This window comes from Mesorhizobium sp. M0991 (assembly GCF_040318915.1).
Classification (GTDB): Bacteria; Pseudomonadota; Alphaproteobacteria; order Rhizobiales; family Rhizobiaceae; genus Mesorhizobium.
Genome location: NZ_JAMYNE010000004.1, coordinates 348,343 through 368,120, shown reverse-complemented (window position 1 = coordinate 368,120; position 19,778 = coordinate 348,343). Strand labels below are relative to the sequence as shown.

Sequence of the window (19,778 nt, the reverse complement as noted above, 5' to 3'; positions counted from 1 at the left end):
CGCATGGCGCTGCGCATCTCGCAGCGCGCCTACGCACTGACGACCGGAAAGATCGCGCTGGCCGGACATTCGGCTGAGCTGCTTGGCGACGACCGGGTCAAGAAACTCTATCTCGGCGGGGAAATATGAAAGCGCAAATGGACATACTCGTCGTCAATCCCAACACCACTGCGTCCATGACCGAAAAGATCGGCGAGGCGGCGCGCGGCGCGGCTTCGGCCGGCACCAGGATCATCGCCGTCAATCCGAAGGACGGGCCGCCGAGCGTCGAAGGCTATTTCGACGAGGTCTTCGCCATCCCGGGAATGATCGGCGAGATCCAGAGACATCCGGCGGCGAGCGCCTGCGTTATCGCCTGCTTCGACGACACCGGCCTCGACGCAGTACGCTGCGTCGGCGAGATGCCGGTGGTCGGCATCGGCGAAGCGGCGTTTCACATGGCGAGCCTAATTGCCGGCAAGTTCAGCGTGGTGACCACGCTGTCGCGTTCGGTGCCGGCGATTGAGCACAATCTGGTGCGCTACGGCCTCGCCAGCCGCTGCGCCAGGGTGCGGGCAAGCGACGTTCCCGTTCTAGAGCTCGAAGTGCCCGGCTCCAACGCCCGCCATCGAATTTCGGAGGAGATCGAGCGCGCCATCCGCGACGACCGGGCCGAAGCGATTGTGCTGGGATGCGCCGGCATGGCCGACCTCGCCGCCGCGCTCAGCCGCGAACATGGCCTTCCTGTGCTCGACGGCGTCGCCTGCGCCGTACAACTCTGCGAGAGCCTCGTCAGCCTTGGCTTGTCGACCTCGAAGCGCGGCGGCTACCAGGTTCCACTCGAAAAATCCTTCGCCGGAATCTTTGCGCCCTTTTCGCCCTCCGGCCGTGTATCCTGATGCGTGCAAAATTGTTGACACTCCCACACAGGATGTTCGATGTCCGGCCGGAAACGCGGTGTTCGCGCCGCTATGCGATCCGGCCGCCGGGACAATGAGACGATGGACCTGCTTGGACCAAAGACACGGGATGGCGACAAGCCGACGATGCGCTGGTTTCCGGTCTATGCCGGCCTGCGCGACGCCATCGTCAGCCATCGCCTCGCACCGGGCACAAAGCTGCCCGAGGACGAGCTCGCCTCGATCTATTCGGTGAGCCGCGCGGTGATACGCGCGGCGCTGCAGGCGCTGTCGCATGACCGCTTGGCTCGGCTCGAGCCGAACCGCGGCGCGTTCGTCGCTCAGCCGACCAAGCAGGAAGCGCGCGAGGTGTTCGAAGCGCGGGCGCTGATCGAGCCCAAGGTCGCGGCGCTTGCCGCCGAAGTGGCAAAGCCGGCCGAGATCGCGCAACTGCGGCTTCATCTCGAAAAAGAGCACGAGGCCCTGCATGCCGGCCGCGACAGCGACGCCATAATGCTGTCGGCAAAATTCCATGTCGGCATCGCTGAAATCGCCGGCCATTCGATCCTGACCGGCTTCGTCAAGGACCTGTTGTCGCGGTCGTCGCTGATCATCGCGCTCTACTGGCGCCGCCGCGACACCACCTGCGAAAGCCACGCCCATCACGCCCTCGTTGATTCCATCGAAAAGCACGACGCAAAAAACGCGTCCGACCTGATGCAAAGTCATCTCATCGACCTTCTGTCGGGCCTTGATCTGTCGCTTGGCGAGAAGAAGCCCGAGAGCCTGTCGGACATCTTGCGCTGATCTCCGCTGTCAAACTCTTCGCCGGAGTTCGCCCATGTCCCCACGTGCTGGGCGTGATCGAAGCAATGCATAGCATGCATCGGTCCATGAGGACTGCTTCTTCGTTCCTGCCGTCATAACAGTAGCGCTCGTTGAGTCCGCGGCGCTGCCCTCCAGCTTCACCTACTCCTGCTGCCGCACAACGGGGCACGCAGTCGCAGCAAGGATTGGGCAAACTGCCGGTTTTTCTTACGGCCTTTAGATACGACCTGATGCGATCGGTCGATGGCCCTCGCGAGAGGCCAGTTCCAGACTGCAATCTTATGCGACTTTCGAAGCACAAAGCGTGCACATCGAACCCGAAGGCGGCTTTGCTACCCGACCCTGGACGCCAGTTTCGCGCCCCAAGGAAACAGCGATCAGCAGCGTGGCATTGGAGGTCTCGGTTGGGGCCGGAAGCAGACTGTCCGCTTTCCGAAAGCGACGTGAAAAAGCAGCCTTTTTCTGGAAGTCTAATGCTTCAGTATCTGGCTGAGGAACAACTTCGTTCGATCATGGCGCGGGTTGCCGAAAAACGCGTCGGGCATGCCCTCCTCGACGATCTGCCCAGCGTCCATGAAGATCACCCGGTCGGCGACCTTTGCGCCGTTCCCTGGCGATCAGGCGCAGCCCCAAATTAAGAGCAAAAAGATGCGAACTAACCTTGCCGCGCTCCCTGAGCAGCGCGGCCACCAGCAGATTGCCAAGCCCGTGCTGGTGCTGCAGTGGTTCGATGTCTTGCCACGCCTCCCAGGCAATCGCCGCGGCCAGCACGGCCGGGATGTTGTCGCCGCGCAGCCGCTCAACGACGGCGAGCCAGTCGACCAGCCGCTGGTCCTCGTTCCAGTCGAGATCGCGGATCAGCGGCCCGAGACCGTCCGGCAAGGCCTCCCGCGCGTTTGCCCCTTGCCCTTCCGTCTGGACCTCCGGGCTGTCCGCGGCGCGCGGCGCGATTTTTTCGCTGGCCAGCAGTCGGCCGGAGCGGGCCAACACGGCGTCGATCTCCGCCAGCTCTTCGGCAAGAGCGTCCTCCTGGCCGGTGTCTTCGGCAAGGCTTTCGTCGACGTCGTAATCCGCCCCACCGGCCGCCGTCCCTGAATCGGGACGGGAGCCAACCTGCCCCGCGCTAGACCGGTCGCCGCCGCCCTGCCTTCGCGGCCGCGCAACGCCAAAATGCCTACGCGAGAAAGCGCCCAGTCGGGTGGGTGCAAAAGAATGCGGCGGCGGGTGCGCAGCACGGCATGCGCCCGGGTGAGCTCGTGGCTCGGGATGCGGATGTCCATATTTGCGTCGTGCAGGACGAGGTCTTCCATGTGGACGAGTTCGCCTTCCAGCCAGAGCGCCGCGGCCGCGTCGGCAAAATGCTGGCGTTGCAAAAAACCGTCGCGGACAGGGCTTTTGTACACGCGCTCATCGAGGCGGGCCACAAGGTCTTCGGCGCGTGCGAGCGGCCCCAGCAGGGTGTTCAGCGGCAGAGTGGTGAAGTCGTAAGCCATTGATTCTTTTGTAGCCGATTCGCGTAGCGGAAGCTATCTCGCCATTTAGTTCCGTCACAGCGGATTATCTCCGCAGCATTCTTCACTATCGATAATTACCTCTTATCGATACTTGGACAATTACAATAAGACAGCCCAGTACTATTTCCCCGGCTCTTTCCGGCCGAGACCCATCAAGAACAACACTGCATTTTTCCGATCATCGCCTTTGGGACCCCAGACTCGTGGGTTGCTGCTATGCCGCATGCCGTCGATAGCAGAAGAAGGCGTCGTCGATAGTGGGTGTTGCGATGTAGCGCTCTCCCGCTACCAAAATTCAGATAAGTAATCGAAATAACGCGCAAATCGTGGCGCCGCAAACCCTTCGCGCGCCTCGGCTTGTGCAGATTCCGGCAAGGCTGGAGTCGAGTTGAGCCAAGAGCGGACGAACAATGCGAAGCGTCTCAATGGCAATTCCGACGTCACGTTCGACACGCTGCACGCGTCGATTGATCCGGTCGAGGCGGCGAGTAACCGCCGCTTGCTTTCGCTCTTCGGCATCCGCCGGCAGCAAAGACGCGAGCGCAGCCTCGGCGACCAGGGACAGCGAGACCTCGCGCCGTCCAGCGTAGTGCTCGAAGCAGAGCGGTCGCTCTGTTCTGCCACCTCCTGCAAAGCCGCATTCAGTCGCGATCGACTACATCGCTCTCAAGAAGGTGCCCGGCGGCGGAAACGGTTAAAACGCCTGCTTTTTCGCCGGCAGCTCAGCCGCTTTCCGTCGAAGGGTGAACCCCGTTCCCTAGTCCGAAATGGTTACTTGCGCTGCAGCTAATGTAGTTACAATCTTGTGCCGTCGAAAGCCGCATGGGCCGGCCAGGCGCGAGTACCGTCTTCGCCGGCGTCTCAAAGCAGTCGACCACACGTTTGCGGTGCCCTAAGGGGGAAATCAATGAGATTGACGATTATTTGTGGGGCAATTGTGATTGCCGTATCCACCGCCGCCGTTGCGCACGAGAAAGAGAAGGTGGTCAGTACAGAAGTAACGTCGGCCTGCGCCGACCTGTCGGGCAGCACGATCAAGAAAAACAGGGAAACAAAGGTGGATTGCAGTTCAACCGGAACTGTCTCCAGCGCAATTTCGAAAGACAAATCGGAGCCGCGCCTGGGCTATGAAACGGTTAATCCTGCAATCATATCGATCTATTAGCTGAGGAAACAGCAGGCCGGTCTATCGGGGTCCAGGCTTCGGGAGCAAGGCAAGGACCGACACGCGGCCACATTGCCTGCGGACCGTTCGTCGCGTAGTGGCTTAGGGTCGAAAACAGATCGAGCCGCGAAGCATCACCGGTGATCGCCTCAGCGGGCAGCGTGCCCGACAGCGTCGACAGGATCACCCCCTTGCCCGAATAGCCATGCGCAAAATAGAACTCGCCGTAGCGACCGACATGCGGCAGGCGCGATGTCGTCGCCTGGCATATGCATCGAAACCGTAGCCGAATGCAGCCATATCGGGCGTGGCGCTGTAGCCGAAGGCTGAGGTCGGAATCAGAAAGGCACCTGCGCTCAACGGCCATTCGCCCGGCGGACCCGCCAGATGACGTTACCGACGTCATCGGCGACGAGCAGTGCGCCAGTCTGATCGATAGCAACGCCGACCGGACGGCCCATCGCCTCGCCATTACGCCCGATGAAGCCAGTGAGCACATCTTTCGGAGAACCGCTCGGTTGGCCACCATGGAACGGCACGAAGATCACCTTGTAGCCGCTGTGCACGCTTCTATTCCACGATCCGTGCTGGCCGACGAAGGCGCCGTTGCCATAGGCCGGACCGAGCCGGGCGCCTTTGGAGAAGGTCAGTCCCAGCGAGGCGGTATGAGAGCCCAGGGCGTAATCGGGCTTGATCGCTGTCGCCACGAGATCGGGGCGCTGCGGCTTGGCGCGTTCGTCGACGTTCTGTCCGTAGTAGCTGTAGGGCCAGCCGTAGAAAGCACCGTCACGAACCGAGGTCATGTAATCCGGCACAAGGTCGTCGCCGATCTCGTCACGCTCGTTCACGGCGACCCAAAGCTCGCCAGTTCCAGGATTCCAGGAGAGCCCGTTCGGGTTGCGCAGGCCCGAGGCGAAGACCCGAGTGCGGCGGGTCGACCGATCCACTTCAAGGACAGCGGCGCGGTTCTTCTCCGCGGCTATGCCATTTTCTCCAACGTTGCTGTTGGAACCAACGGTGACATAGAGCTTGCGTCCATCCGGAGTTGCTATCACGTCCTTGGTCCAATGATGGTTGAGGTCCCCGGCCGGCAAGTCGATGATCTTTTCCGGCGACGTGCTGACTCGGGTCTGGCCAGTGGAGTAGGGGAAAGCGACGAGCGCGTCGGTATTCGCGACAAAGAGCTTGCCTTTGGACAGCGTCATGCCGAAGGGCGAATTGAGGCCTTCCGCGAACGTCGTGCGCACATCCGCAATGCCGTCGCCATCGGTGTCGCGCAGGAGCGTGATGCGGTTGGCGCTTTTGGTCGCGGCGCCAGCCCGCTTCATAGCCAGGTCCATGAACACCTTTCTAAGACTGAAGCCTTCGTCATGCTTGGCAGGGGCATTGGTTTCAGCAACCAGCACGTCGCCGTTCGGAAGCACATGCAGCCAGCGCGGATGGTCGAGACCGGTGGCGAAGGCGTTCACTGTCAGCCCCTTCGCCGGGGTCGGCATACCTCCTTTCTGCCAGCCTTTCGCCTCGGCTATGTTAACAGTCGGGATCAGCGTCGGTCTTGGTTTCGGTAAGGTGGGGTTGGGGCCATAGCCGGTTATTGCCCCGGTTTTTTGCGCCGGAATGCCAGCGCAGCTTGCCATGACGGCGCCCAACACCGCTACGAGTACGCTTCCTCGGAAGCCGGCATGCATCGGACGTCCTCCGCATGGATTTGTGTCGCGCTCTTTGTGCAAACGGAAGTCAGTGGCTTATTCTTCCAATTGCTTCGAAAAAAACAGCGGCGCTAGTGATCCGAGGGCCAGGAATTCGCGACAGATCTGCTCTCGGCAGAAATATGGCGCGAGAAGATTGTGGCAACCGCGCGAATATCTGTCGCGCGATATGAATCTCAGATTCGTATCGCACGAAATCGATACGGCTTGCGCTTTTCGGTATCGAGTTGCTCATGGGCCAACATGCGTTCGAATGGAACGAGACCATGAACGGCGGGACCCCCAATGACCCACCAATTGCACTAGCTGGTGAAACAGCTGTTGCTGCTGCTTAGCAAGACGCTGCAGATCTGCTAAAATCTGCGGTGGGAGGAGACGGATATCCAATCGCTGCCTATAGCACATCCAAGTGTAGCGAAGGCGACACCCGACGCTTCACTTCCGCTCGCCTATTCCCTCGCGACGCTCTGCTGGCTCCTGTCGGCCGGCGTGTATATTGCCGCCAAGTGGGTTGCCCCCGAGATGCCGCCTTGGGCGCTCTGCTTTTGGCGGCTGGCGCTCGCCTGCGCGATCCTGCTGCCTATCGTCCATCGTCATCACGGGGCAATGCTCGTGCTGATCCAATCCCGGGTGATCGAGGTGCTGGTCATCGGCGCCATCGGGCTGACCTTGTGTCAGGGCATGATCTACACGGGCCTCAACTACACCAACGCGACAACCGCCGGCATCATCATGGCGCTGTCGCCGATCATGACCATGGTGCTTGCCCGCTTCGTGCTTGGCGAGCCCCTCGGTGTCTGGAAGGCGTTTGGAGCGCTGCTCGCTCTGGTCGGGATGGTGGTGATCGTGGCGCGCGGCGACCTTGCCGCGCTGATGCAGCTACAATTCAATCCCGGCGAATTGTGGATCGTCGGCAGCGCCTTTTGCTGGGGCCTCTACACTGTGCTGCTGCGTCGCGCGAAATTCGCTATCGAGCTTCTGCCGATGGTGGTCCTGCTGCTGGGAGCCGGCGCGCTGGCCGCACTGCCGCTTTATCTCTGGGAACTATTTTCCGGGGATCGTTCGGCGCTGCATGCGAACGGCCTTCTGGCTCTCGCCTATGTTGCCGGCCCGGGCGGCGCTCTGATGTACTATCTCTACAACCGTAGCGTCGAGGCGCTTGGCGCCGGGCGGGCCAGCATGCTGCTCTATCTGCAGACTGCCTTCGTCGCCGTGCTCGCTTATCTGTTCCTTGGCGAAAGCTTGCACGACTACGATCTCGCCGGCGCCGCCTTCATCGTCGCCGGCCTGCTGCTCGCCACCGCGATCAAGCCGAGGCAGCGCACGGTGCGTGTCGCGTAGGCAACATCAGCACCGCCGCTTCGGTCAGCAGCTCGTAAAATCAGAGCACCACCCGAAGCGAAGCCGGGTCACTGAAGTCGGCTGTTGTGGCGCAGCACGAGGCCGACCGCGCCGAGCAATGCATCGTTCTCCGTGTGCTTGCCAACGATTATCCGTGTGCGCAGCGCGGGCGCCACATCGCGGGACTTGATGAGCGTGTGGCGTTCGTATGACGCGATCAGTGGCGCCAGGAGAATGTCGCCCGCCAAGGCCATGCGGCCGCCGATGATGATGAGCGGCGGATTGAGCACCGAACCGATCAAGCCAAGGCCACGGCCGGCGAACTCGGCGGTGTCCTCGATCATCCGCAGCGCCCTCACGTCGCCCTGCTCGGCCATCATGATCACATCGTCCATCGTGACCGGCCGTCGCACGATGCGCGAAATCTGCTCGAGCGGCCGGGCAAAGCTGGCATAGAGCTCCAGGCATCCGCGATTGCCGCACCGGCAAAGGTCGCCGCCGGGATCGATGCTGATGTGCCCGAATTCGCCGGCGCCGCCGGCGATGCCGCTCACCAGCCGGCCGTGCTGCACAATGGCCCCGCCGACGCCCAGATCGACCTTGAACAGCACGAAGTCGTCCTGGCCGACGGCCGCACCCCACATCAACTCCGCAATGGCCGAGCAGTTGCTCTCATTGTCGGCGAAGATCGGCTGTTCGAGGACCGGCCCGAACACATCGCGGATGTTGACCCCGGCCCAGGTCGGAACGATACTCGCGCGCAGCACCACTCCTTCGCGGCTGACTGGGCCCGAGACGGAGACCCCAACCCCCAGGAGCCCCGCCATCGGCAGACCGTTCTCTTCGTAGCATCGGGCAATTACTGACTTGGCGAGCTGGGCCGCCTGCTGTGGCTGGTAGTCCAGACCCATGGGGATAGTTTGTTCGGCAATGAAAGAATGCGAGACATCGGCGACGACGCAGCGCATCTCGTCGAGGCCCAGATGGATGCCGACGCAGGTGCCCGCAGCAGGATTGAGCGTCAATGTCGCGGCAGGCCTGCCAATACCCCTGGCCGCGTCATGATGGGCCGAGGATTCGATCACCATCCCCGACTTTCTCAAGCCATTGAGCGCGGTTGAAACCGTCGACCGCGCCAAACCGGTAATGCGGGTAATTTGCGACGCAGAAAGCACGCCGCGCTCACGCAGGCATCGGACGATCAGGCTCTCCGGCGACGCGGACGGCCTGTCGATTAGCCAATTTCTAAGCGAAGGTTTGTTCATGATGAGCACAAAGCACGTTGACTGATAGCTCAAATATGTCATCTTGGAAAGAACGGAGATTACTGCATCTCACCGGCCACGACCTCAAATCGCGGGCCACAAGCGGTCGATACGAACCGTGCATCACATATGGGAGTGAAACGATGAAATATCTGAGGACGGCCTTTGCGGCCGCTACCGCCTTCACCTTGGCTACCGGAACAGCGCTCGCGGAGCCCAAGACCAACCTCTTGCATCAATGGGCCACCGGATCGGACGCCCAGGCTATCGCCAAGCTCGGCGAGATGTTTACCGCCAAGGGCGGCACCTGGCAGCAGACCTCCATCGCAGGCCATACGGCCAATACATTGGCCAAACTGCGTGCCGATGTGATCGCCGGCAACGCTCCTCCCGCTGTGCAGCTCAAGGGCCCCGAAATCGCCGAATGGAACGAGACGGGCATGACAGCCAATCTCGATGACCTGGCGAAGGCGGAAAATTGGGAGAAGGTCGTCGCTCCCGAATTGCTGCCGGTGATGAAGCCGACCGGGAATTGGGTGGCGGCGCCGATGAACATCCACCGCATCAACTGGCTGTGGGCATCGCCGAAGGTCATGAAGGACGCGGGCGTCACCGAGATGCCAAAGACATGGGCGGAATTCAACGCCGCCTGCGACAAGATCGTGGCCAGCGGCAAGATTTGCATTTCGCACTCGACCGCCGACTGGACCGACTCGACCGTCTTCGAAGTGGTCGTGTACGGTCAGGACCTCGATCTCTACAGGAAAGCTTTCGTTGAGGGCGACGTCGATGCCATGCGCAGCGACGGCATGGTCAAGGCCTTCGAGCAGTTCCGCACCATGACTTCGAAGTACATGGATCCCGGCATGAACGGGCGTGACTGGGATACCATGTCGCACCTGGTCGGCCGTGGCGAGGCCGCTTTCCACATCATGGGCGACTGGACGCTCGGCCTGCTGACGGCCGGCGGCTTCAAGGAGGGCACCGACTATATCTGCGCCCAGGCGCCGACCGATTGGGGCAAGCCTGGCTTCATCTTGAATTCAGACTCGGTCGTGTTCTTCAAGCAGAAGGACCCGGACTATATCGAGGGCCAAAAGCTGCTTGCGAGCACTATCTTGTCGCCCGAGTTCCAGACCATTTTCAATCAGACCAAAGGCTCGATACCGGCCCGTCTCGACGTCGATCTTTCGAACGGCTTCAATCCCTGCCAGCAACTCTCGCAAAAGGATCTGCAAGCCTCGATCGCCGCCGGCACGCTCGTGCGTTCGATGGCGCACAACATGACGGTGCCGCAAAAGGTCCGCGGCGCAATCATGGATACAATTACCGAGTTTGTGGCCACGCCGGATATGAGTGCGCAGGACGCGGCCAATGCGATGGCGGATGCGGCCCAAGCGCAGAAGTGACGCTGCCGATGATGGCCGGGGGCGAAGCGCCCGGCCAGACCTCGCCGGAGCAGCCCGATGTCCACCCATGATCTGATAGTACCAGCTGCAGCTGCCGCGGCCCGTCCGTGGCGCGAGCGCCTGGGCACGATGGTGCCCATTCTGGTGCTGGCGCCGTCGATAGCGGCGAGTTTCATCTATGTTTTCGTCTTCACGCTCTGGACGCTCTACATCTCGCTGTCCAATTCGTCGCTGTTGCCGACCTATGGGTTCGTCGGCCTGGACAATTACGCTTCGCTCTGGGCAAACCGGCGCTGGAACATCGCCTATACGAATCTCTTCCTGTTCAGCGGCTTCTATATCGTTGGCTCGATGGCGGTTGGCCTGCTGCTCGCCATCGCGATCGACCAGCGCGTCCGCGGCGAGGCGGTTTGGCGCACCATCTTCCTCTATCCGTTGGCGGTGTCCTTCATCGTCACCGGCACGGTGTGGAGTTGGCTGTATAATCCTGTCGACGGTATCCAGGCCTTCGTTCGAGGGCTTGGCTGGACCGACTTCAGCTTCGCCCTGACGGCCAACCGCAACACCGCGATCTATGCGGTGATCATAACCGGTATCTGGCAGTCGTCCGGCTTCGCAATGGCACTTTTCCTGGCTGGTCTACGGTCCGTCGATCCGGATCTCGTCAAAGCCGCGCAAATCGACGGCGCGTCGGTTTTCCGGACCTATCGCAGGGTCATCCTGCCAACCATCGCTCCGATATTCCTGGCGGTGGCGGTCATTCAGATACAATTCGCCATCAAGACCTTCGACCTGGTGGCGGCGTTGACGCGGGGCGGGCCAGGTGTGTCCACCACCTTCCCCGCCATCTATGTCTACGACCTGATGTTCCAGCGCGGCCAAATCGGCGAGGGTGCCGCCGCGGCGATGATGATGCTCGCAGCGGTAGCGGTGGTGCTGGTGCCGTACTCCTTGTGGATTGTCTGGCGCCGGCGGGCGGAGGGCCGCAATGGCTGAAATTGCCCCCAATGCCCGTTTTGATCCGGAAGAAGCCGCTGCCACGCGCCGGCATTTCTGGAGCCGCTTCCTTGTCTATGCCGTGCTGACGCTTTTCGCGATCGTCTATCTCGTGCCGTTGCTGGTGGTGATCTTCAACTCATTGCGTGAGCAGTCGGAGATTGCCCGCAACGGCCTCATCTCCGTACCGCGCAGCTTCCGGTTCGATGCGTGGGCGCAGGCCTGGGGATCCTACTGTGTCAGCGGCACCTGCGAGGGCATGAAGCGCAATTTCTTCAACTCGCTGGCGATGACGATCCCCGCCACGATCATCTCGACCATTCTCGGCGCCATGAACGGCTACATCCTCTCCAAATGGCGCTTCAGGGGTTCCGAACTGATCTTCAATCTGATGCTGCTCGGCGTATTCATGCCCGGCCAGATTTCGCTGATGCCGTGGGCGTTCCTGCTCGGCAAGCTCGGCCTGACCAATTCCACATATGGGCTGGTGTTGATCCACGTCGTCCAGGGCATCTCGTTCACCACCCTGTTCTGCCGCAATTTCTACGTCAGCATACCGGACGACCTGATCAAGGCGGCACGCATCGACGGCGCCGGCTTCTGGCGGATCTTCCGCAAGATCATCCTGCCCCTGTCGCCGCCCATTCTGATCGTCACCGTCATCTGGCAGTTCACCGGCATCTGGAACGAGTATTTGTTCGGCGTCGTCTTCACATCAGGCCAGCAGCAGCCGATCACGGCGGCGTTGGTAGCACTCACGGCCGGCGGCACGACCGCACGTGCTTACGATGTGATGAGCGCAGCAGTGCTGATCGGCGCGTTGCCACCGCTGCTGATCTACCTGTTCGGTGGAAAATACTTCGTGCGCGGCCTCACCCAGGGCGCCATCAAATGAGGCGTCGCCCATGTCCGCGTTGACGATCCGCAACCTTCACAAGAGCTACGGCTCGCTCGAGATTCTTGCCGGCATCGATCTCGAGGCTAAGACCGGAGAATTCGTCGCCCTTGTCGGCCCGTCAGGTTGCGGCAAGTCAACCTTGCTCGCCATGATTGCCGGTCTCGAAACCGTCACGTCGGGAGAGATTTGGATCGGCGACCGGCTGGTGAACTCGGTGCAACCCAAGGACCGCGACATTGCGATGGTGTTTCAGTCATACGCCCTCTATCCCACGATGACCGTGCGCCAGAACATCACCTTCGGCATGGAAAGCCGAGGCGTGCCAAAAGCGGTGCAAGCGGAAGCTGTCCAGCGGGTTGCCGCACTCCTGCAGATCGAACAGCTGCTTAAACGCAAGCCCGGCCAGCTCTCGGGCGGCCAGCGGCAGCGCGTGGCGATGGGGCGTGCCCTCGTCCGCGACCCGAAGCTGTTTTTGTTCGACGAGCCCCTGTCCAACCTCGACGCCAAGCTGCGCGTCGACATGCGTACCGAAATCAAGAAGCTTCACCATCGCGTCGGCAAGACCACGGTGTATGTCACCCACGATCAGGTCGAGGCGATGACGCTTGCATCCCGCATTGCAGTGATGAACCAGGGCTCGGTACAGCAGTTCGACACCCCGAAGCGGATTTACGACCGGCCGACCAACATGTTCGTTGCCGGTTTCATGGGATCGCCGGCGATGAATTTCATTCCCGCCCGGCTTACGGGCTCGACCAGCATCTCGGTACGCGCCGCTGACGGCAGCGACGCCAGCCTCGCCCTTGCCGCACCGATGCCCGCCGGTGCGCCAAAGGACGTCGTGCTCGGTATCCGGCCGGAACACATCTACCGTTTCACGACCGACCTGAAGTCGCGCAAACCGGCTGTGGCGTCCATGCAGGCGCCGGTCGAACTGGTCGAGCCGACCGGGGCCGAGACGCTTGCCGTGCTCAGGCTTGGTGACCTGGAGATCACCGGCCGTTTCGAGCCGGACGACGCTCCGGTCATGGGCGAGACGATAATGCTGGGCATCGATATGTCGCGCGCCTGCCTGTTCGATCCAACAACCAAGGCGCTTCTGTAATCGATGTCCGTACAATTCGCGACTTATCCGAGCTTGACCGATCGGGTCGTGCTGATCTCCGGCGGCGCCTCCGGCATCGGCGCCGATATGGTCCGCGCCTTCGCCTCGAATAGCGCCCGGGTAGCCTTTCTCGATGTGCAGGATGAGCCAGCGGAGGCGTTGGTGCGCGAGCTCGGTGGTGCCGCCGGGCAGGCTCCCTTGTACCTCCATTGCGATGTAACCGACGTCGATGCGCTAAAGGCGTCGGTAGAAGGCGTGCGCGCGCGGCTTGGTCCGGTCGCGGTCCTGGTGAATAACGCTGCCAATGATCAGCGCCATCCCATAGACGCGGTAACGGCGGAATATTGGGACCGCAGCTTCGACGTCAATCTCCGGCATCACTTCTTCGCCGCCCAGGCAGTGCATCCGCATATGAAGGAACTCGGCTTCGGCTCGATCATAAATTTCTCTTCCATCGCCTGGCGGTTCGGAGCGGACCAGATGGTGGCCTATGCCACCGCAAAGGGGGCTGTGGTGGCGCTGACGCGTGCGTTGGCGCGGTCGTTCGGACCGGACAACATCCGCGTCAATGCAGTCGAACCCGGCGCCGTCATGACCGAGCGGCAGCGCGAGCTGTGGTTCAAGACGCAGGAGGCAGTCGACCAGACGGTGCAGCGGCAACTGATCCGCCGCGTCCTGCTGGGCGAGGAGATTGCACGGACAGTGCTCTTCCTTGCGGCCGACGACAGCCGCATGATCACCAAACAGTCCATAACCGTCGATGCCGGTCTGCGCTAGTGACGCCTCTCCGCTCTCCATTGGAACCGCCAAGCTGATGCTTCGTCTCGGCCTCAACCCCTACGGACTGACCTACCATCTCGGACTGCAGGGCCGCGGCACGCCGCGGCACAATCCGGACGGCGCGGGGCTGGAAGGCTTCATAGCACTGGCGCAGGAACTGGGCGCACGCACGCTCGAGATCTACGAACCCTGGTTGACCGAACTAACGGACGCCGAAATCGTCGCGCTGCGCAGGCGTCTTGCCGCGCTGGACATCGTCCCGGTGGTGAGCGGCGGACTGCTCGTGGCAGGTCCACTGGACAACGCCTTTCGGGCTGCGCGCCTGCTCGAGGCAACAACGATCCGTATCGCACTGACGCCCGTCCTGTGCGGCGACCGCAATGCGTGGGGCCGGAAATGGAGCGAATTCAACGCAACGATTCGCGCTGCCTTGACGGAATGGGGGCCGCGTGCGGCGGCGGAGGGCCGCGTGCTCGGCATCGAGAACCATCAGGACTTCGGCAGCGACGAACTGGTTGCGTTCTGCGAACTCGGCGGGCCGGGTGTCGGCATCACCTACGACACCGGCAACACCTTTCCTGTCGGCGAGGCGCCGCTTGCCTTCACGCGCCGGATCGCGCCCCATGTCCGCCACGTTCACCTCAAGGATTATCGCGTCCAGTTCACGGATGAGGGCTACCGCCTGGTCCGCTGCGCGATCGGCGACGGCGCCGTGCCATTCGCCGAACTGGCAGCCATCCTTGGCGAGCACCACGACACGCTGACGGCGGTGCTTGAGCCCGGCGCGCTGGAGGCCCGTCACGTTCGCTGTCTCACCGACGACTGGTGGAACGGATATGCGCCGAAGACCGCCCGCGAATTCGCGGCCTGCCTGAGTGCTGCGCGCCTGAACCGCCTTGCGGACGACGCCGACTACCGCACGCCATGGGAGCGCGATGATGACGGTGCGCTCGTTTCGTACGAGCTCGACATGATCCGGCGCAGCGCCGCCAACATGATGAAGTTCGATTTCATTGCAAAGGAGAAATCAGCATGACTGCCCGAGAACTCAGCGGCCTGACCGCCTTCGTGACCGGCTCGGGACGCGGCCTCGGCCGCGTGATGGCCGACCGCTTGGCCGAACTTGGCGCAAACGTCGCGGTCCACGACCTCGATTGGACCCGGCCATCTCAATATGGCGAATTCGCGGACCTCGGCGACTCTGCCAGGGGCTTGGAGAAGCATGGGACGCGCATCACCGCGGTCACCGGCAACATCGGCGACAAGCAGGCCGTCGCCGAAATGAGGAGGAAGATCGAGGCGGATCTCGGCGACGTGCACGTACTGGTCAACTGCGCCGGCGGCGACATCGGCGCCAAGGGCGTAAAGCCCAGTCCCAACAACGCGCTCGACATCGACTACGAAGACATCAAGGTTCTAACCGAGAACAACCTTATCGGCACGATGTTGGTCTGCCAGGCGTTCGTTCCGCCTATGGTCAAGCGCGGCTCGGGCTCGGTGATCAACATCGCCTCGGCGGCAGCGCATATCGGATGCTCGCCCGAAGTGGTCTACTCGACGCTCAAGGCAGCTGTCGTCCATTATACGCGCTGCCTCGCCAAGGAACTGATCGACGATGGCGTACGCGTCAATGCGGTGAGCCCTGGCGCCACCAAGACGGCACGGTTCCAGGCGAGCCGCGTGGTCGATCCGCAGCGCATGGATTCGAGCAAGAAATCGCTGAACCGGTATGCGGAGCCTGAAGAGATCGCCGAAGCGGTGGCCTTCCTCGCCGGTCCGCGCGCGCGCTTCATCAACGGACAGGTAATCCGCGTCGACGGCGGCTTCACACTCTTTCCAGGTTAAGCTGCGACCGTTGCCGGTTTCGGATGAGTATTTGGTTGTGCCGTGACCCGATAAAGCTGTTATCGTGCCCTCGCGTCGGGGGCGAAACCATGCAGATCGCGGGGATGGGTTCAGGCAGCATCGGGTGCTGTTTGGCGGTTGTTCGCCGGCCAAGGCGTTACGCTGATGGCGTTGGTGCCGCCTCGAAGCGCTGCTCCGGCGCTAGCACCCGGATCCGCGGCAAATGACGGATGACGCCAACATCGTTGATGCGGTGGTGGTCGGGGCCGGTTGGGCCGGCCTGGGCGTCAGCTATTCGCTGGCACCGCAAGGCTTGCGCCATGCCGTATTGGAGCGAGGCCGCATCGGAGAGACCTGGCGCACCCAGCGTGGGATTCTTTCCGGATGAATACCCCCAACGTTCAGACCGTCATGCCAGGCGACTTCTATGACGGTTCAGATCCGTTCGGTGCCCTGACGCGCGACCAGTTCGTCGCCCTGCTTGATGATTTCGCCAGGCGAAATGAACTACCGGTCGAACCGGACACTGTTGTGACCGAGCTATCCGGTGGGCACGGGAATGGCGTCTATCGGTTGACCACCTCGCGCGGCACAGTTTTGGCACGCAACGTGGTGATCGCAAGCGGTGACTTGAATTGTCCGGTGCGGCCAGTTTTCGCCGCTGCCTTGCCGCCGGGCCTGCGCCAAATCGATGCTTCTGATTACCGCAGCGCCGCCGATCTCCCGGCTGGAGCGGTGCTGGTGGTCGGAAGCGGCCAGTCTGGTGTCCAGATCGCGGAGGAACTGGCAGAAGCAGGCCGAACGGTCTTCCTTGCCACCAGCCGCGTCGGGCGGCTCTCGCGGCGCTACCGAGGTCGCGACATCATGATCTGGCTCGTCGAAAGCGGGTTTCTCGACGTGCGTCGAGACGAGATCATTCGACTTGCGGGGCGCATTCCACCTCGTGGTCTGCTTGGGGTGGAACACACGATAAGCCTGCAAGCGCTCGGCGCCCGAGGCATCGTGCTGCTAGGGCGACTCGCGGGCGTCGAGGACGACGGCCGTCTGTCATTCGCCGACGATCTCGAAGAGCATATTCGTTTTGCGGATGAAGCCTCCGCAAACGTTAAACGCTATATCGACGAATACATCAGCCGCTCTGGAATCGATGCTCCCGTGTCGGAGCCGGATCCAGCGGATACCGTCACAGCGCATCGGCCGGACCCGGCTATCGTTTCGCTTGATCTCGCCGGGTCCGGCATCACGACCGTGGTGTGGTGCACCGGCTTCAAGGGTGATTTCAGTTGGGTGAGGCTTTCCGGTCTGCTCGACCCGGAAGGACAGCCTGAACACGAGGATGGCGTGGCCGCCCTGCCAGGCATTTACTTCGCCGGGTTGGACTTCGCCTCCACACGCAAGTCAGGCACAATATTGGCAGTCGCCGAGGAGGCGCCCCGCCTTGTCGAACACATCGTGCGGCGTTCGTGACGACCTGGACACCGTCGGTCTGAACCGGTATGCGGAGCCTGAAGAGATCGCCGAAGCGTTGGCCTTCCTCGCCGGTCCGCGCGCGCCTTCATCAACGGACAGGTAATCCGCGTCGATGGCGTTTTCACAATCTTTCCAGGTTAAGCCGCGACCGTCCATACCGGCTGAGAACTTCGCCCTTGAGCGTGGCGCAGTCCGGTCCGGTGCACTCCACTAACCTCTGACTTTAGCCGCTATTTGACCCCCATGCTTTCAGGCCAGAGGACCTGGATTTCCTTTGGCAGCGCATCCCGCACCTTTGCCGACTGGCCAAGGTCGATATGCCGTGCAAGCACACGCAGCACCGAGCGGGCCGCATCCTCTGGATCGACAGGACGGGTCGATTTCAATTCATCGGCGATGTGTTGCAGGAACTCCTCGAGCGAGCGTGTCTTGTCGGGCATGTCGGCGGGCCGATAGCGATCATAGTAGGCGCCGCGCACGAGCAGCGGCAGTTCCGCTCCCAATTTGGCCGCCAGTCCGATCTGTAGCCTGTCACGAAGGGTTCGCAGAACGGCGCCCAATGCATGCCAGGCGATGTGTCGATCCGGACCAAGATCTGCCATGACCTCGTCAAGCCAGATGTTTGTTATTTGCAGCGTTTTGTCAAAAACGTCCAAGCCGGTTGCGCTCATCGTCGCCTCCTCGAAAGGTTCTGCGGGCAAAACGGCGACCGGAGACAATTGTTTCGTGGTCCTGTGAAAATCGCCTGGCGTGGGGAGCTTTGGCCGACCCGGCCTTGAAGTCTCCGACCGAACCCGGATATCTCTTGACTGACTGAGCGGCCCGCGCCGACAATGGCATTGGGGAGATGGCGGGATGTCGCCCACGGTGTTCGGCACCACTTGGCAATCAAGCTGCGAAAGGGCTGTCATGGATTGGAAGCTGGAACTAGTCCCGGTCCCCGTATCGGACGTCGATAGAGCAATCGCCTTTTATGTTGGCAAGGTCGGCTTTCATCTCGATCACGACCACACCGTAAGTGACGAGATACGTTTCGTGCAATTGACGCCGCCCGGTTCGGCCTGTTCGATTGCCATGGGCAAGGGCCTCGTCGACAGCCCCCCGGGATCCATAAAGGGCCTGCAACTGGTCGTGCCCGATATCGATGAGGCACACCGGTACCTGGCCGCTCAAGGTATCGAGGTCAGCGATATCAAGGATTTTCCGTGGGGCAGATTTGTCTTCTTTGAGGATCCCGACGGCAACACCTGGTCTGTCCAGCAACTTCCACCTCGCAGCTGAGGCGGCGCGCTACGGCAGGGTGATGCCCCGACGCAGATAGCGCGGGATGCACGGCTCAATTCGAACGCACGCCGGCCTAACGCCTCTTCTCGTCGAAGGCAGCCTTCCAATTATGATAAGGCGCGCGAAAGGTGGGGATGCGGTCCTCGACATCGGCAAGCGCTTCGAACGGCTTGTGCGGTTCGGCCTGATACCAAAAGGCGACCGACGAGATGTCGTCCGAGCGGCGATTGGCGTGACCGTGCTCTATGGTCACCCGGATGCGTTTGTGGAAGATGACCGGGTCTTCTATGTGCCAGCGATAGAGCGTAACCGGCTCGGTCCAGTTCGGCCCGCCGGCAGCGATGATGCCGTGATAGGGCGCGCTGTAATCTTGTGTCGGGCACCATGCCGTATTGAAATAATCCTCGGTGCCGGTGCCGTGCAGGGTCGGCGGCCAGGCATCATTGGCGCCGGGGCTGGTCTCGCCACGATCTCCGATCAGTCCGGCCTTCAGTCCGATACGCGGATCGGGCTTACGCACCGTATCCGGCACGGAAATGCCCGGCTCGCCGTCGACGAAGATCATGTCGTCGCCCTCGCCGTACCAGTCCCACAGAGCGGAGCGGCGGCGCGAATAGACGGAATAGAGCACGCCGACATAGTGGCCGTGACCTTCCGCCTCGAGGATGGTGTAGTTGCCGTTCCCGTCGATATTTTCGCCGCCAAATAGGAACTGCTCGTTGGCCAGCCCCGCTTCGTCGATGCCATCAGGTCGTTGCTGCCTGTACTGGGCGTGGAAGCGGCCCAGGCCTTCCTCCAGTTTTTCGTGCAGTTCGAGATCGACATAATAATAGAAAAGCAGGTCGTCATCGGCTTCATTGGTTACGGTGAACCGCATATGGCTGGCAAACGGCATCGGAAAATAGCAGTTGAAGGCCTTGCCGTCCTCTGGGCTTGCCTGGACCGGCAGGCTGGCAAAATTGCGGGTGCGGGCTTGGCCCATGCCGAAGAAATCGCCGATCGGCGTTTCTATGCTCGGATGTTGCTCACTATCCCAATACGCGCGCAATACGATCTTGCGCAGGAAGTCCTCGCTCTTGCATGCGAGCGTCGCCCAGATATGCGTGACGATGCCGGCACCATTATGCTCGGCAATCACCACCGTCTGGCCAGGTTCAATATGCAGCCGGTCGTCATTGCCGCCGGTGCGGTCGTAGCTTGAGAACCGGCGGGTTTTGGCGTCGCGCAATTTGGCGAGCCCGCGAAGCGGCGACAGGCCGGCATTATCCATGTGTTTCTCCTCTTGCTTCAG

Annotated in this window: 20 protein-coding genes and 5 pseudogenes; 17 read left to right on the top strand and 8 right to left on the bottom strand. The window is 61.8% G+C overall.

Annotation, left to right across the window (positions count from 1 at the left end; genetic code table 11):
- From NKH70_RS09390 to NKH70_RS09380, 3 genes and pseudogenes are all read left to right on the top strand, one after another.
- A pseudogene (locus NKH70_RS09390) lies at positions 1-129 on the top strand (ABC transporter ATP-binding protein); the annotation flags it as partial.
- Positions 130-137: 8 nt separating this feature from the next.
- Entirely contained in the window at positions 138-878 is a 741-nt protein-coding gene (locus tag NKH70_RS09385) for an aspartate/glutamate racemase family protein (RefSeq protein WP_023722329.1), read from the top strand.
- A 102-nt stretch (positions 879-980) separates the two neighbouring features.
- Entirely contained in the window at positions 981-1,685 is a 705-nt protein-coding gene (locus tag NKH70_RS09380) for a GntR family transcriptional regulator (RefSeq protein ID WP_023722328.1), read from the top strand.
- 491 nt (positions 1,686-2,176) lie between these two features.
- Here NKH70_RS09380 and glnQ read toward each other — a convergent pair.
- Together glnQ and NKH70_RS09370 are read right to left on the bottom strand one after the other, a co-directional pair.
- A pseudogene (glnQ, locus tag NKH70_RS09375) lies at positions 2,177-2,317 on the bottom strand (glutamine ABC transporter ATP-binding protein GlnQ); the annotation flags it as partial.
- A gap of 40 nt (positions 2,318-2,357) precedes the next feature.
- Positions 2,358-2,696 (bottom strand): annotated as a pseudogene (locus tag NKH70_RS09370) (DUF1612 domain-containing protein); the annotation flags it as partial.
- A 248-nt stretch (positions 2,697-2,944) separates the two neighbouring features.
- Here NKH70_RS09370 and NKH70_RS09365 point away from each other — a divergent pair.
- The 3 genes from NKH70_RS09365 (at position 2,945) to NKH70_RS09355 (ending at position 4,385) form a co-directional block, all read left to right on the top strand.
- Positions 2,945-3,202, top strand: coding sequence for a hypothetical protein (locus tag NKH70_RS09365; RefSeq protein ID WP_352466751.1), 258 nt, complete (start codon positions 2,945-2,947; stop codon positions 3,200-3,202).
- A 406-nt stretch (positions 3,203-3,608) separates the two neighbouring features.
- A complete protein-coding gene (locus tag NKH70_RS35785; protein WP_502903715.1) occupies positions 3,609-4,010 on the top strand; it encodes a hypothetical protein in 402 nt (133 codons plus the stop codon).
- Positions 4,011-4,127: 117 nt separating this feature from the next.
- A complete protein-coding gene (locus NKH70_RS09355; RefSeq protein WP_352466750.1) occupies positions 4,128-4,385 on the top strand; it encodes a hypothetical protein in 258 nt (85 codons plus the stop codon).
- Here the strand turns inward: NKH70_RS09355 and NKH70_RS35780 are convergent.
- Together NKH70_RS35780 and NKH70_RS09345 are read right to left on the bottom strand one after the other, a co-directional pair.
- A pseudogene (locus NKH70_RS35780) lies at positions 4,369-4,656 on the bottom strand (hypothetical protein); the annotation flags it as partial. The gene NKH70_RS09355 and the pseudogene NKH70_RS35780 sit on opposite strands and share 17 nt — an antisense overlap.
- 85 nt (positions 4,657-4,741) lie before the next feature.
- On the bottom strand, positions 4,742-6,073 hold the full coding sequence (locus NKH70_RS09345) for a PQQ-dependent sugar dehydrogenase (RefSeq protein WP_352466749.1): 1,332 nt from the start codon (positions 6,071-6,073) through the stop codon (positions 4,742-4,744).
- A 402-nt stretch (positions 6,074-6,475) separates the two neighbouring features.
- On the opposite strand from NKH70_RS09345, the gene NKH70_RS09340 reads away from it, so the two are divergent.
- Positions 6,476-7,435, top strand: a complete 960-nt coding sequence (locus tag NKH70_RS09340; RefSeq protein WP_352466839.1) for a DMT family transporter — start codon at positions 6,476-6,478, stop codon at positions 7,433-7,435.
- A gap of 68 nt (positions 7,436-7,503) precedes the next feature.
- On the opposite strand, the gene NKH70_RS09335 is transcribed toward NKH70_RS09340, so the two are convergent.
- Positions 7,504-8,523, bottom strand: a complete 1,020-nt coding sequence (locus NKH70_RS09335) for an ROK family protein (RefSeq protein WP_353025139.1) — start codon at positions 8,521-8,523, stop codon at positions 7,504-7,506.
- Positions 8,524-8,526: 3 nt separating this feature from the next.
- Positions 8,527-8,700, bottom strand: a pseudogene (locus tag NKH70_RS09330) (ArsR family transcriptional regulator); the annotation flags it as partial.
- 143 nt (positions 8,701-8,843) lie between these two features.
- Between NKH70_RS09330 and NKH70_RS09325 the strand changes: the two are divergent.
- The 9 genes from NKH70_RS09325 (at position 8,844) to NKH70_RS09285 (ending at position 17,200) form a co-directional block, all read left to right on the top strand.
- The gene (locus tag NKH70_RS09325) at positions 8,844-10,109 is read left to right on the top strand and encodes an ABC transporter substrate-binding protein (protein ID WP_352466747.1); all 1,266 of its coding nucleotides are present in this window, start codon (positions 8,844-8,846) and stop codon (positions 10,107-10,109) included.
- A 57-nt stretch (positions 10,110-10,166) separates the two neighbouring features.
- Positions 10,167-11,105, top strand: coding sequence for a carbohydrate ABC transporter permease (locus tag NKH70_RS09320; RefSeq protein ID WP_352466746.1), 939 nt, complete (start codon positions 10,167-10,169; stop codon positions 11,103-11,105).
- Positions 11,098-12,000, top strand: coding sequence for a carbohydrate ABC transporter permease (locus NKH70_RS09315; protein ID WP_352912592.1), 903 nt, complete (start codon positions 11,098-11,100; stop codon positions 11,998-12,000). Before NKH70_RS09320 ends, NKH70_RS09315 begins: the two co-directional genes overlap by 8 nt.
- 10 nt (positions 12,001-12,010) lie before the next feature.
- On the top strand, positions 12,011-13,108 hold the full coding sequence (locus NKH70_RS09310; protein ID WP_352466744.1) for an ABC transporter ATP-binding protein: 1,098 nt from the start codon (positions 12,011-12,013) through the stop codon (positions 13,106-13,108).
- Between the two features lie 3 nt (positions 13,109-13,111).
- Entirely contained in the window at positions 13,112-13,885 is a 774-nt protein-coding gene (locus NKH70_RS09305) for an SDR family NAD(P)-dependent oxidoreductase (RefSeq protein ID WP_352466743.1), read from the top strand.
- A 37-nt stretch (positions 13,886-13,922) separates the two neighbouring features.
- Positions 13,923-14,924, top strand: coding sequence for a sugar phosphate isomerase/epimerase family protein (locus NKH70_RS09300; protein ID WP_352466742.1), 1,002 nt, complete (start codon positions 13,923-13,925; stop codon positions 14,922-14,924).
- Positions 14,921-15,733 (top strand): SDR family NAD(P)-dependent oxidoreductase, encoded by an 813-nt coding sequence (locus NKH70_RS09295; protein ID WP_352713345.1) that lies wholly within the window; start codon positions 14,921-14,923, stop codon positions 15,731-15,733. Before NKH70_RS09300 ends, NKH70_RS09295 begins: the two co-directional genes overlap by 4 nt.
- A 223-nt stretch (positions 15,734-15,956) precedes the next feature.
- Positions 15,957-16,121, top strand: coding sequence for an NAD(P)-binding protein (locus NKH70_RS09290; protein ID WP_352912593.1), 165 nt, complete (start codon positions 15,957-15,959; stop codon positions 16,119-16,121).
- Positions 16,118-17,200 carry an NAD(P)-binding domain-containing protein gene (locus NKH70_RS09285; RefSeq protein ID WP_353025136.1) on the top strand — a complete coding sequence of 361 codons (1,083 nt, stop codon included), beginning with the start codon at positions 16,118-16,120 and terminating at the stop codon, positions 17,198-17,200. The genes NKH70_RS09290 and NKH70_RS09285 overlap by 4 nt, the downstream gene beginning before the upstream one ends.
- Positions 17,201-17,433: 233 nt before the next feature.
- Here NKH70_RS09285 and NKH70_RS09280 read toward each other — a convergent pair whose 3' ends face one another.
- Entirely contained in the window at positions 17,434-17,874 is a 441-nt protein-coding gene (locus NKH70_RS09280; RefSeq protein WP_353025135.1) for a DUF2267 domain-containing protein, read from the bottom strand.
- 184 nt (positions 17,875-18,058) lie between these two features.
- Between NKH70_RS09280 and NKH70_RS09275 the strand changes: the two genes are divergently transcribed.
- Entirely contained in the window at positions 18,059-18,484 is a 426-nt protein-coding gene (locus NKH70_RS09275; RefSeq protein ID WP_352912596.1) for a VOC family protein, read from the top strand.
- A gap of 76 nt (positions 18,485-18,560) precedes the next feature.
- Here the strand turns inward: NKH70_RS09275 and NKH70_RS09270 are convergent, their stop codons facing one another.
- Positions 18,561-19,757, bottom strand: coding sequence for a glycoside hydrolase family 172 protein (locus tag NKH70_RS09270; protein ID WP_353025134.1), 1,197 nt, complete (start codon positions 19,755-19,757; stop codon positions 18,561-18,563).
- Positions 19,758-19,778 lie beyond the last annotated feature (21 nt).

Bases quoted from the DNA above. Each gene is read 5' to 3' on its own strand.
- NKH70_RS09385 (WP_023722329.1), top strand. From the start codon at position 138: ATGGACATACTCGTCGTCAATCCCAACACCACTGCGTCCATGACCGAA.
- NKH70_RS09380 (WP_023722328.1), top strand. From the start codon at position 981: ATGGACCTGCTTGGACCAAAGACACGGGATGGCGACAAGCCGACGATG.
- NKH70_RS09365 (WP_352466751.1), top strand. From the start codon at position 2,945: ATGCGCCCGGGTGAGCTCGTGGCTCGGGATGCGGATGTCCATATTTGC.
- NKH70_RS09355 (WP_352466750.1), top strand. From the start codon at position 4,128: ATGAGATTGACGATTATTTGTGGGGCAATTGTGATTGCCGTATCCACC.
- NKH70_RS09345 (WP_352466749.1), bottom strand. From the start codon at position 6,073: ATGCATGCCGGCTTCCGAGGAAGCGTACTCGTAGCGGTGTTGGGCGCC.
- NKH70_RS09335 (WP_353025139.1), bottom strand. From the start codon at position 8,523: ATGGTGATCGAATCCTCGGCCCATCATGACGCGGCCAGGGGTATTGGC.
- NKH70_RS09325 (WP_352466747.1), top strand. From the start codon at position 8,844: ATGAAATATCTGAGGACGGCCTTTGCGGCCGCTACCGCCTTCACCTTG.
- NKH70_RS09320 (WP_352466746.1), top strand. From the start codon at position 10,167: ATGTCCACCCATGATCTGATAGTACCAGCTGCAGCTGCCGCGGCCCGT.
- NKH70_RS09315 (WP_352912592.1), top strand. From the start codon at position 11,098: ATGGCTGAAATTGCCCCCAATGCCCGTTTTGATCCGGAAGAAGCCGCT.
- NKH70_RS09310 (WP_352466744.1), top strand. From the start codon at position 12,011: ATGTCCGCGTTGACGATCCGCAACCTTCACAAGAGCTACGGCTCGCTC.
- NKH70_RS09305 (WP_352466743.1), top strand. From the start codon at position 13,112: ATGTCCGTACAATTCGCGACTTATCCGAGCTTGACCGATCGGGTCGTG.
- NKH70_RS09300 (WP_352466742.1), top strand. From the start codon at position 13,923: ATGCTTCGTCTCGGCCTCAACCCCTACGGACTGACCTACCATCTCGGA.
- NKH70_RS09295 (WP_352713345.1), top strand. From the start codon at position 14,921: ATGACTGCCCGAGAACTCAGCGGCCTGACCGCCTTCGTGACCGGCTCG.
- NKH70_RS09290 (WP_352912593.1), top strand. From the start codon at position 15,957: ATGACGGATGACGCCAACATCGTTGATGCGGTGGTGGTCGGGGCCGGT.
- NKH70_RS09285 (WP_353025136.1), top strand. From the start codon at position 16,118: ATGAATACCCCCAACGTTCAGACCGTCATGCCAGGCGACTTCTATGAC.
- NKH70_RS09280 (WP_353025135.1), bottom strand. From the start codon at position 17,874: ATGAGCGCAACCGGCTTGGACGTTTTTGACAAAACGCTGCAAATAACA.
- NKH70_RS09275 (WP_352912596.1), top strand. From the start codon at position 18,059: ATGTCGCCCACGGTGTTCGGCACCACTTGGCAATCAAGCTGCGAAAGG.
- NKH70_RS09270 (WP_353025134.1), bottom strand. From the start codon at position 19,757: ATGGATAATGCCGGCCTGTCGCCGCTTCGCGGGCTCGCCAAATTGCGC.